General features: G+C 69.4%; 9 protein-coding genes, 1 tRNA gene and 1 other RNA gene. 8 read left to right on the top strand and 3 right to left on the bottom strand.

Going from position 1 to position 9701, the window contains the following annotated elements; genetic code table 11:
* From VFX14_00655 to rnhA, 6 genes are all read left to right on the top strand, one after another.
* Positions 1–1523 (top strand): Smr/MutS family protein (locus VFX14_00655; protein ID HEU5188174.1); only part of this gene is annotated, 1523 nt, incomplete at its 5' end.
* Entirely contained in the window at positions 1523–3415 is a 1893-nt protein-coding gene (gene dnaG, locus VFX14_00650; GenBank protein ID HEU5188173.1) for a DNA primase, read from the top strand. The genes VFX14_00655 and dnaG, both read left to right, overlap by 1 nt.
* Positions 3416–3440: 25 nt before the next feature.
* Complete coding sequence (rpoD, locus tag VFX14_00645) at positions 3441–5237, top strand: RNA polymerase sigma factor RpoD (protein HEU5188172.1); 1797 nt, start codon at positions 3441–3443, stop codon at positions 5235–5237.
* Between the two features lie 17 nt (positions 5238–5254).
* Positions 5255–5330: transfer RNA gene (locus VFX14_00640), tRNA-Ile, on the top strand.
* Positions 5331–5346: 16 nt separating this feature from the next.
* Positions 5347–6054, top strand: a complete 708-nt coding sequence (locus VFX14_00635) for a C4-type zinc ribbon domain-containing protein (GenBank protein HEU5188171.1) — start codon at positions 5347–5349, stop codon at positions 6052–6054.
* A complete protein-coding gene (gene rnhA / locus VFX14_00630) occupies positions 6054–6578 on the top strand; it encodes a ribonuclease HI (protein HEU5188170.1) in 525 nt (174 codons plus the stop codon). Before VFX14_00635 ends, rnhA begins: the two co-directional genes overlap by 1 nt.
* A 1-nt stretch (position 6579) precedes the next feature.
* Here rnhA and VFX14_00625 read toward each other — a convergent pair whose 3' ends face one another.
* Positions 6580–7389 (bottom strand): FkbM family methyltransferase, encoded by an 810-nt coding sequence (locus VFX14_00625; protein HEU5188169.1) that lies wholly within the window; start codon positions 7387–7389, stop codon positions 6580–6582.
* Between the two features lie 106 nt (positions 7390–7495).
* Entirely contained in the window at positions 7496–7954 is a 459-nt protein-coding gene (locus VFX14_00620) for a hypothetical protein (GenBank protein ID HEU5188168.1), read from the bottom strand.
* Between the two features lie 46 nt (positions 7955–8000).
* Between VFX14_00620 and rnpB the strand changes: the two genes are divergently transcribed.
* An RNA gene (gene rnpB, locus VFX14_00615) (RNase P RNA component class A) lies at positions 8001–8411 on the top strand.
* 339 nt (positions 8412–8750) lie between these two features.
* On the opposite strand, the gene VFX14_00610 is transcribed toward rnpB, so the two are convergent.
* A complete protein-coding gene (locus VFX14_00610; GenBank protein HEU5188167.1) occupies positions 8751–9077 on the bottom strand; it encodes a hypothetical protein in 327 nt (108 codons plus the stop codon).
* A 281-nt stretch (positions 9078–9358) separates the two neighbouring features.
* On the opposite strand from VFX14_00610, the gene groES reads away from it, so the two are divergent.
* Positions 9359–9664 carry a co-chaperone GroES gene (gene groES, locus VFX14_00605; protein HEU5188166.1) on the top strand — a complete coding sequence of 102 codons (306 nt, stop codon included), beginning with the start codon at positions 9359–9361 and terminating at the stop codon, positions 9662–9664.
* Positions 9665–9701 lie beyond the last annotated feature (37 nt).

The raw sequence follows: 9701 nt of genomic DNA, 5'->3' as shown, positions 1-9701 counted from the left end.
CCACCGAGCCCGCGGTCGGCGAGGCGCGGGTCGTGGACGTGCGTGGCGCGCGCCATCCCCTGCTCCTCGCCCAGGGCTGGAAGCTGCCCGGGCGCACCGTGGTCCCGGTCGATCTCCTCCTCGCCGCCGAGCGGCCGCTGCTCGTCATTACCGGCCCCAACGCGGGCGGCAAGACGGTGGCCCTCAAGACGCTGGGCCTCTTCGCCATGATGGCGCAGGCGGGCCTGCACGTGCCCGCGGGCGAGGGCGCGCGGCTGCCGCGGCTCTCGCGGCTCTTCGCGATCATCGGCGACGACCAGAGCGTGGCCGAGAACCTCTCCACGTTCTCCGCGTTCGTGAAGGCGCTGCGTGAGGTGCTCGAGCAGGTCGACGCGGACTCGCTCGTGCTCCTCGACGAGCTCGGCGCGGGAACCGACCCCGACGACGGCGCCGCCCTGGCCCAGGCCGTCCTCGAGGAGCTGGCCGCGCGTGGCTGCCTCTGCGTCGCCTCCACCCACCTCGAGCCGCTGAAGGGCTTCGCGGCCACCCACGCGCGCGCCCGCAACGCCTCGGTGGAGTTCGACGCCGAGCGGCTCGAGCCCACCTTCCGGCTCGTCTACGACCGGCCGGGACAGAGCTACGCGCTCGCCATCGGCGCCCGGCTCGGGCTGCCGCCCGCGCTCATCGAGCGCGCCCGCGGGCACCGCTCCACGCAGCAGCGCGCCCTCCAAGAGCTCATCGCCCGCCTCGACGCGCGCGACCGCCAGGACGCCGAGCGCACTGGCCTCATCGAGAAGCGCGAGCTGGACAGCGCGGCCCTGCTCCGCCGCGCCCAGGCCGAGGCCGACGCGGCCCGCGACACCGCGCGCGACACCGTCGCCCGCGCCCGGGCGGAGGCGCAGAAGCTTGTCGCCGACGTACGCCGTGCCGTCAACGCGGAGTGGGACACCCTCAAGCGCGGCGAGCGCACACGCAAGAGCCTGGAGGCCAGCCGAGGCCGCCTCCGCGAGGTGGGGCAGCGGGCCGCCGAGCCAGTGCCCGAGGGCGAGCCGGACGCGGGCGGGCGCGAGGCCGCGGCGGGCGACCGGGTGACGATCGCGCATCTCGGCCTCACCGGTGAGGTGGTGGAGACGGGCGGCGGCCAGGCGACGGTGCGGGCCGGCGCCGTGACCGTGAAGGTTCCCGCGCGCGCGCTGCGCGTGATCGGTCGCGGCGAGACCGCCGCATCTCAACCCTCTCCCGCGAAGGGAGAAGGCAGGGCGCGGGGCGGCAGCATCTCGACCCAAAGGCGTGCCGTCGGCCCCGAGCTTCATCTCATCGGACGCACCGCCGACGAGGCGCGCGAGGCGCTCGAGAAGTACCTGGACGACGCGTTCCTCGCCGGCCTCCCCTCCGTCCGCATCATTCACGGCAAGGGTACGGGCACGCTGCGCCGCGCGGTGCATGAGCTGCTCGCCGGACATCCGCTCGTCGCCGAGCATCGCGCCGGAGCACTCCACGAGGGTGGCGAGGGTGCCACCGTGGCTCAGCTGAGGACGGCGTGATGGCCGGCTTCACCCCCGACCTCCTCGAGGAGATCCGCTCCCGGGTGGACATCGTCGAGCTGGTCGGCCAATGGGTGAAGCTCAAGCGCGCCGGCGAGAACTGGAAGGGCCTCTGTCCCTTCCACACCGAGAAGACGCCGTCCTTCACGGTCAATCCCAAGAAGGGCATCTTCCACTGCTTCGGGTGCAAGGCGGGCGGGGACGCCTTCAGCTTCCTCCGCAAGCAGGAACGCCTCGATTTCCCCGAGGCGGTCCGCGCGCTCGCCGAACGCACGGGTGTCGCGCTCCCCACCGAGCGCGCCGAGCGCGCGCAGGAGAGCCGGCTCGACGGGCTTCGCGCCGTCATGGCCCGCGCCGGCCAGTTCTTCGTGGACGCCCTCTGGGCTCCCGGCGATCCGGGCGCCGAGAAGGCCCGACGCTATCTCGCCGGCCGCGGGGTGGATGACGACGTGGCGCGGCGCTTCGGGCTGGGCTACGCGCCCGAGGGCTGGGACAACTTGCTTGGCTTCATGCGCCGTCAGGGCATCGGCGAGGAGATGCTCTCGCAGGCCGGACTCATCCTCCCCCGCCAGAACGCCACCGGGTTCTACGACCGCTTCCGCGGCCGGCTCATGTTCTCGATCCGGGACGCGCAGGGGCGCGTGGTGGCCTTCGGCGGTCGCGCGCTGGGCCCGGACGAGGTCAAGTACATCAATTCACCGGAGACCCCTCTCTATTCCAAGGGGCAGCTCCTCTACGCGCTGGAACTCGCCAAGCCGAGCATCCGCGAGCGCAACCGGGCCATCGTGGTCGAGGGCTACCTCGATTGCCTGATGGCCCACCAGCACGGCTTCACCGAGACGGTCGCCGCGCTCGGCACCGCGTTCACCGCCGCTCAGCTGGGCCTGCTCCAGCGCAACGCCGAGGAGATCGTGGCGGTGTTCGACGCGGACGCGGCCGGGCAGAGGGCGTCAGCCCGGCTCGAGGAGATGACGTCCGACACCATGGACGTGCAGGGCCTGGCCTGGACGGTGTCGCGCACGGGAGGCTTCCAGCGCTCCGGCTACTTCCCGGTCAAGGTCGCCGTGCTGCCCCCGGGACATGATCCGGACAGCTTTCTTCGGGCCGAGGGAGGCCCAGCCTTCCTGTCGCGCCTCGACGCGGCCCGGAGTATCCTGTCTTTCGTCATGCAGCAGGCCCTCTCCGAGGAGGACCTCTCGACGGCGCGCGGACGGGCGACCGCGCACGCCCGGGTGGCCCTCATCCTCTCCAAGGTCCCCAATGCGGAGGAAGCCACCACCCTCGCTGCGCAGGCCGCCCGCGAGCTGCGGGTGGACGCGACCCAGCTCTGGATCGAGGCCCAGCAGCTCCAGCGGGCCCGCCTCACCCAGTCCCGCTTCCCGCGCCCCGGCGTCGAGGCCGCGGCGGCGCCCGAGAGCGCCGGCTGGCCCGCGCCCAGCCTCGTGGAGCGCGACCTCTTCCTGCTTCTCCTGCGCGTCGACGAGGCGCGGGCGGCCATCCTCCCCGTTGTCGAGGACGGCGACATCGCCCATCCCGGGCTGCGGGCCCTGCTGGGCGCGCTCAGGAGCGCGCCCGACCGCCCCGCCGAGGAGCTCATGGACGAGCTGCCCGGGGACCCCGAGCGCGCGCTGCTCGCGAGCCTGCTCGTGGAAGAGCACGACCTGCCCGACGTCGCCCAGCAGATCCGCGACTTCGGCCGCCGCTTCGAGGCCCGCCAGCGCAAGCGCGAGCTGCGCCGCGCCACCCAATCCGTCGCCGAGACCCAGGCGGCGGGCGGCCCCAGCAGCGACGACCAGTACAAGTCCGTGCACCAAGCCGCCGAGGCGGTGAGAGAGCTCACCGCGCCCCGTGCGGCGGGAGATCCCGGGTCGGGCCCGGGCCCCCGACCCTAAACCTCATCGAGGAGACGCACCAAGCATGGCTGACGAACCGAAGCTGGAGGAGCTCGACAAGCTGATCGCGATGGGCAAGCAGAAGGGCTTCCTCACCTACGACGAGGTGAACGATGCCCTGCCCCAGGACATCGTCTCCCTCGATCAGCTCGACGACATCATGATGATGTTCGGCGCGATGGACATCGAGGTGGTGGACACCGCGAAGAGCAGCGGCAGCCGGCTTCCCTCCGAGATCGAGACGCAGGCGGACGCCGACGACGACGAGCCCGCCGAAGCGCCCATCGACCTCTCCCCCGGCCCGGTCGGCCGCACCGAAGACCCGGTGCGCCTGTACCTGCGCGAGATGGGCCGCGTCTCCCTCCTGACCCGCGAGGGCGAGATCACGCTGGCCAAGCGCATCGAGGAAGGCAAGGACGAGGTCACCCGCGCCATCCTCGCCACCAACCTGGCCCTCGAGAAGATCCAGCACCTCCGCGACGAGCTGAAGAAGGACGTGGTGCCGATCAAGGACGTCGTGGACTATCCGGAGGAGGAGTTCACCGAGGAGAAGGAGGAGGACCTCCGGAAGACCGTCATCCGCGAGCTCGGCAACGTGGACCGCATGCTCCGCGAGCGCGACAAGCTCGTCGAGCAGGTCAAGAAGCTCCGCGCCCGCGCCGCCGGCAAGAAGCGCGCGAAGGGCGAGCCGCCGTGGAAGAAGCTCGAGCAGCAGGCGCAGGCTAAGCAGGCCCGCGTGCTCGGCACGCTCCGCAGCCTCACCCTCCAGCCCTCGCTCCTCGACGCCTGGGGCCAGGACCTCAAGAAGCTCGTGGACAAGATCCACAAGTCCGAGCGCGAGATCTCGCTCTGGTCCGACGGCCGGCGCCCCGCCCCCGCCGCGGTGGACGCGTTTTTAGCCTCGCTCGGCGACGACGAGCGCGACGACGGGGACCGCGACCTCTACCAGAAGGCGGCGGCGCGGCACCCCTCGATCAAGGACCGCCTGGTCTGGGTGGCCCAGCAGAAGATCAAGCGCGCGGAGGAGAGCGCGCAGTGCCGCGCGGAGGATCTGAAGAAGATCGTTTCCCTCATCAAGGGCGGCGAGGCCAAGGCCGCCCGGGCCAAGAAGGAGATGGTGGAGGCCAACCTCCGCCTCGTCATCTCGATCGCGAAGAAGTACACGAACCGCGGGCTCCAGTTCCTCGACCTCATCCAGGAGGGGAACATCGGCCTCATGAAGGCGGTGGACAAGTTCGAGTACCGTCGCGGCTACAAGTTCTCCACGTACGCCACGTGGTGGATCCGGCAGGCCATCACCCGCGCCATCGCCGACCAGGCCCGCACTATCCGCATCCCGGTGCACATGATCGAGACCATCAACAAGCTCATCCGAACGTCCCGGCAGCTCGTTCAAGAGCTCGGCCGTGAGCCCACGCCCGAGGAGATCGCGGTCAAGATGGAGGTCCCGGTCGACAAGGTGCGCAAGGTGCTCAAGATCGCCCAGGAGCCCATCTCGCTCGAGACGCCCATCGGCGAGGAGGAGGACAGCCACCTGGGCGACTTCATCGAGGACAAGCAGGTGGGCTCCCCGGTGGACTCGATGATCGGCCTCTCGCTACGCGAGCAGACCAACAAGGTGCTGAACTCGCTGACGCCCCGCGAGGAGAAGGTGCTCCGCTTGCGCTTCGGGCTGTCGGACGGGTGCGAGCACACCCTCGAGGAAGTCGGCCAGGACTTCGCGGTCACCCGCGAGCGCATCCGTCAAATCGAGGCCAAGGCCCTCCGCAAGCTCCGGCATCCGTCGCGATCCAAGAAGCTCCGGAGCTTCCTCGAATCGTGAGGGCATCCATCACGCCCGGGCCCATAGCTCAATTGGCAGAGCTCCCGGCTCATAACCGGTCAGGTCTTGGTTCGAGTCCAAGTGGGCCCACCAACTCCGGAGAGGTGACGTGGACGGCCAGCTGAAGACCCTCATTGACCTCCAGACCTTCGACACCCGCATCGCGGGGCTCGAGGGCGAGGCGGTGAAGCTCCCGAAGGAGATCGAGGCGGTGCGGGCCCGCACCGCCGAGGCGAAGAAGACGGTGGACGCGGCCAAGGCGGGTCTGGACACCGCCCGCAAGGAGACGCGGGCGCGGGAGAAAGACCTCGAGGACAATCAAGTCAAGCGACAGAAGTTCGAGGGCCAGCTCTACCAGGTCAAAACGAACAAGGAATACTCCGCGGTGCTCGCCGAGATCGAGGAGGTCAAGCAGCAGAAGTCCAAGATCGAGGAGGAGATCCTCACGCTGATGGAGCGTCAGGAGCGCCTCGCCGCCGAGATCAAGGATGCCGAGGGCGGGCTCAAGGCCGCCGAGTCCGAGGGCGCCACCGCGGAGAAGCAGTTACGCGAGCGGCTCGCCGCGGTGGAGACGGAGCTGGGTGGGGTGAAGGGCGAGCGCGCGTCGGTCGCCCGCGGGCTCCCCGCCAACGTCCTCGCCGACTACGACCGCCTGCTCCGGGCGCGCGCCGGACTGGCCATCGTGCCCGTGATCAAGCCCAATCTCTGCGGCGCCTGCCGCATGACCGTCACACCTCAGCGGCTCCAGGAGCTCCGCGCACAGAACGCGCTCCTCGCCTGCGAATCTTGCGGGCGCTACCTCTACTGGCAGGCTTGATGCCGCGCCGCCCCTCCCCCGCGGCGGGAGGGGGCCCGAGCGCGCCGCCCGGGGCGCCGTCCGCACCCCGTGTCGCCATCTACACCGACGGCGCGTGCAGCGGGAATCCCGGTCCCGGTGGCTGGGCGGCCATCCTCATCGACGGTGACATCGAACAGGAGATCTCGGGCGGCGAATCCTGGACCACCAATCAGCGCATGGAGATGACCGGTGTGCTCCAGGGTCTCCGCGCCCTCGCGCCCGGCCGCGCCGCGGACGTCTACTCGGACAGCGCGTACGTGATCAACGGGTTCCGCGACAAGTGGTACGAGCGCTGGCGCATGAACGGCTGGAAGAACAGCCAGAAGAAGCCGGTGGAGAACCGAGACCTCTGGGAGGCTCTGCTCACGGAAGTGGAGTCGCGTGATGTCGCCTGGCACAAGGTGGCGGGCCACTCCGGGCACCCGCTGAACGACCGGGCCGACCGGCTCGCCGTCGAGGCCATCCGCCGCACCCAGACGGTCGCATCCCCGCCTGCCCGCTGACTCAGCCGGGGAAGGCCCGGATCGGGATATTCCCTTCGTCGAGCCGCTTCGTGCTGACCCCGATATAGATACACCCCAGGTCGTGCCGCTCCGCCCGGTGACTGTACTGGAGGGGGGACAGAAACCCATTGAAGAGCCGGAACAGCCGGTAGGGCTTGTCTTCCAGATATGTGCACGCGTCCTTGAGAAATCGGCGCGACGCGATCCACGGGGCGTTGTACTCGAACGAGAAGATGGCGATGGCTTGTCTCTCGAGGAGCCGTTCCGCGCCCTCGAGGACGTGAAGATCGTACCCCTCGGCGTCGATCTTCAGCAGGTCGATGCCGGACCACCCGCGGTCGCACGCAAGATCGTCGAGCGTCACCATCTGCACCCGGTAGGTATGCGCCGCCGCCGGCGCCTCATCGACCAGGCTGCTGTTGCCGTCGGCCGAGTCGTGGAACTCGGCTTCCCCTCGCGTGTTCCCCACCGCGAACGGGAGCAGCTCGACGCGAGGCTCGTCGGCGAACCCGCTCGCGAAGACGCGCTGCATGGACGCCGCCGGTTCGAACCCGACGATCCGCGCCTGCGGGCGCAGTCGCAGTGCTTCCCGGGAAAAGTCCCCCCGGTTGAAGCCGACATCCATGATGAAGGGCGCGGGAGGGAGCAGCGACAGTAGCCAGTGCTCGCCGTTGCATTCGCCGAGCAGCGAGCGATTCATCACGACGTACTCCCAGCGGCGAGAGAATCCCAGGTACGCGCGAACGGCGGACAGCCCGAATCTCGACCACAGGACTTTCTGCAGGACTCGGTGGCGGGTCCGCTGATCCATCGCGACCTAGGGCTCGCGTCCGAGCGCCGTCATGTTCCGACTATATGTGGCGGGCGACGATCGCACAACCGAGCGGCATGGCCGCGGCGCCGGGTGTTCCGCGCCGTCAGCCATCGATCACGGGCACGTGCGCTCGCTGCGCGTCCGCGCGCACCAGCTCGAACGTGCGCCGGCGTAGCGCGAAGTCGATCTCGGGCGCGCCCCGCGTCCGGATCCCGAAGCATCCGCTCCAGAGAATCCGCCGGAGCCGGATCTCGGTAATTTCTCCCCACGGGATGAAGATGGGTGGGTGCCAGGGCGCCAGCACGATCGGCATCGCCGAGACGTAGAGCCCGCGCGCGTCGGCGGTGAGCACCAGGCCGCCGTTGTAGCCGATCCAGCCGCGGAACACTGCATAGCCGAACCGCGGGCGCGGGGCGGGGGCGGCGGTCGTCCCAGGGTAGCGCGCGGTGAGCCTCCTCCAGCCGGAGAGCCGAGCAAGGCTCCACATGAGGAGCTGCAGGTAGAGGTACACCGCTACGAGCGCCATCACCACGATGACCATCGCGATCAGCGGCTCTCTCACGGTGCTATACTTTCTCACGATTTCTACACGCTCTTTGACTGGCACCAGAGAAGGCCGGATGGTCGCCGGCGCGGGGCAACTCGCGCGGGAGGAAAGTCCGGGCTCCACAGGGCAGGGTGCTGGCTAACGGCCAGGGGGGGCGACCCCACGGACCAGTGCCACAGAAAGCAAACCGCCGCGCGGCCTCGCCGTGCGGTAAGGGTGAAACGGTGAGGTAAGAGCTCACCAGCGGCGCGGGTGACCGCGCCGGCTCGGTAAACCCCACCCGGAGCAAGGTCAAATAGGAGAGCGATCCCGGCGTCGGGTCTCAAGCCCGGCGCGCGGGTGAAGCGCGGCCCGCGTGGCGCTCTCGGGTACGGCCGCTTGAGGCGCCGGGTAACCGGCGTCCTAGAGAAATGACCATCGGGCCGGGCGCAAGCTCGGCTCACAGGACCCGGCTTACACGCCTTCTCTGGTGCTTTTTCTCTCCGGCTCCCTCACCGGGGCCTCGGCCGGAAGGGCGGGACGACCGCCGTGCGCGCGAGCGCGTTCATGTCGGTGAGCCTCTTGGCCCCCGAGGCCAGGGCCGTCGCTATCGAGGCGAACGTCTCGCGTGACTCCTCCATCGTGCCGCCGGAGTAGTCCACGATCCGCCAGCGCCAGTCCCGGCTTCCGGGGGTCGCGATGGCTACAACCTGCACTGGCGCCGTCGGTCTACCACCGTCTCCCGCCACTCCCGCAGCCGCTCGTCAGAAGTGGACACAAGCCCGCGGACGAAGAGTTTGAGTGCCATCTGAAACCTCCGGATCGTCCGAAGCTACTTCGCGTCCGCCACCAGCAGCTTCGCGCACTCGTCGGCGACCTTCCGCTCCGGCTCCTTGTCGCCGGGCAGCGTTGCCCATCCCTGCTTCATCACATACTCCGCCCGGTCCCAGGCCCCCGCGTCCTTGAGCTCCTTGAGCCTTTGCTCCTTGTCGGACGCGTTCTCGAACCGAAGCGCGCACATGGGCGCCAGCCGCTTGACGACGGCATCCTCACCGCGCGCCTCGGCCATCGCCCGCGCGGTGCTGCCGGTGACCCACCCGCCCCAGCTGAACCCGACGATCATGGTCAGGATGCCGATCCCCACCCATGACCAGAACACGAGTGTCTTCGTCGGGCGGGAAGCCGCCCACCTCTCTTTGAACGTCGGGGGTCGCTTCGATTGGTCCATGATTGTCCTCCTCCGTGCGGAGCAGCTCGGTCCCTGTCTAGCTCCCATGTTAAGGGGCGACTCGCGGCGAGGGTATTGGACCTTGGTCCAGTTGCCGCCGGACCACCGCGGCTGCTAACGTGATCAGTGCATCTCGCTCATCGGCATGTCTGACCGCTGGCATGCTCCGACGCCTGGCTCACTCACACCTGGAAGAGGGAGGCACTCACGCCATGACTCCGACAAGGAAGACCATGCTCCGCCCACTCCACGACCGAGTCCTGCTCAAGCGCGTCGAGGAGGAGACGGTCCGTCGCGGCATCATCATCCCCGACAGCGCCAAGGAGAAGCCGCAAGAGGGCAAGATCGTCGCCGTCGGCAAGGGCAAGGTCGCCGAGGACGGCAAGAAGACCCCGCTCGACGTCAAGGCGGGTGATCGCGTGCTCTTCGCGAGGTATTCCGGCAGCGAGATCAGCCTGGACGGCGAAGAGTACCTCGTCATGAAGGAGGAGGACCTCCTCGGCGTCCTTTCTTCGTGAGGCGGCGGCCCGGCCGCTGATGACGGACCCCTACCGA

Source organism: Candidatus Methylomirabilota bacterium (assembly GCA_035764725.1).
In the GTDB taxonomy this organism is placed as follows: Bacteria; Methylomirabilota; Methylomirabilia; order Rokubacteriales; family CSP1-6; genus DASRWT01.
The sequence above is the reverse complement of the archived record's forward strand: the minus strand, read 5'-3'. Positions and strand labels throughout refer to the sequence as shown.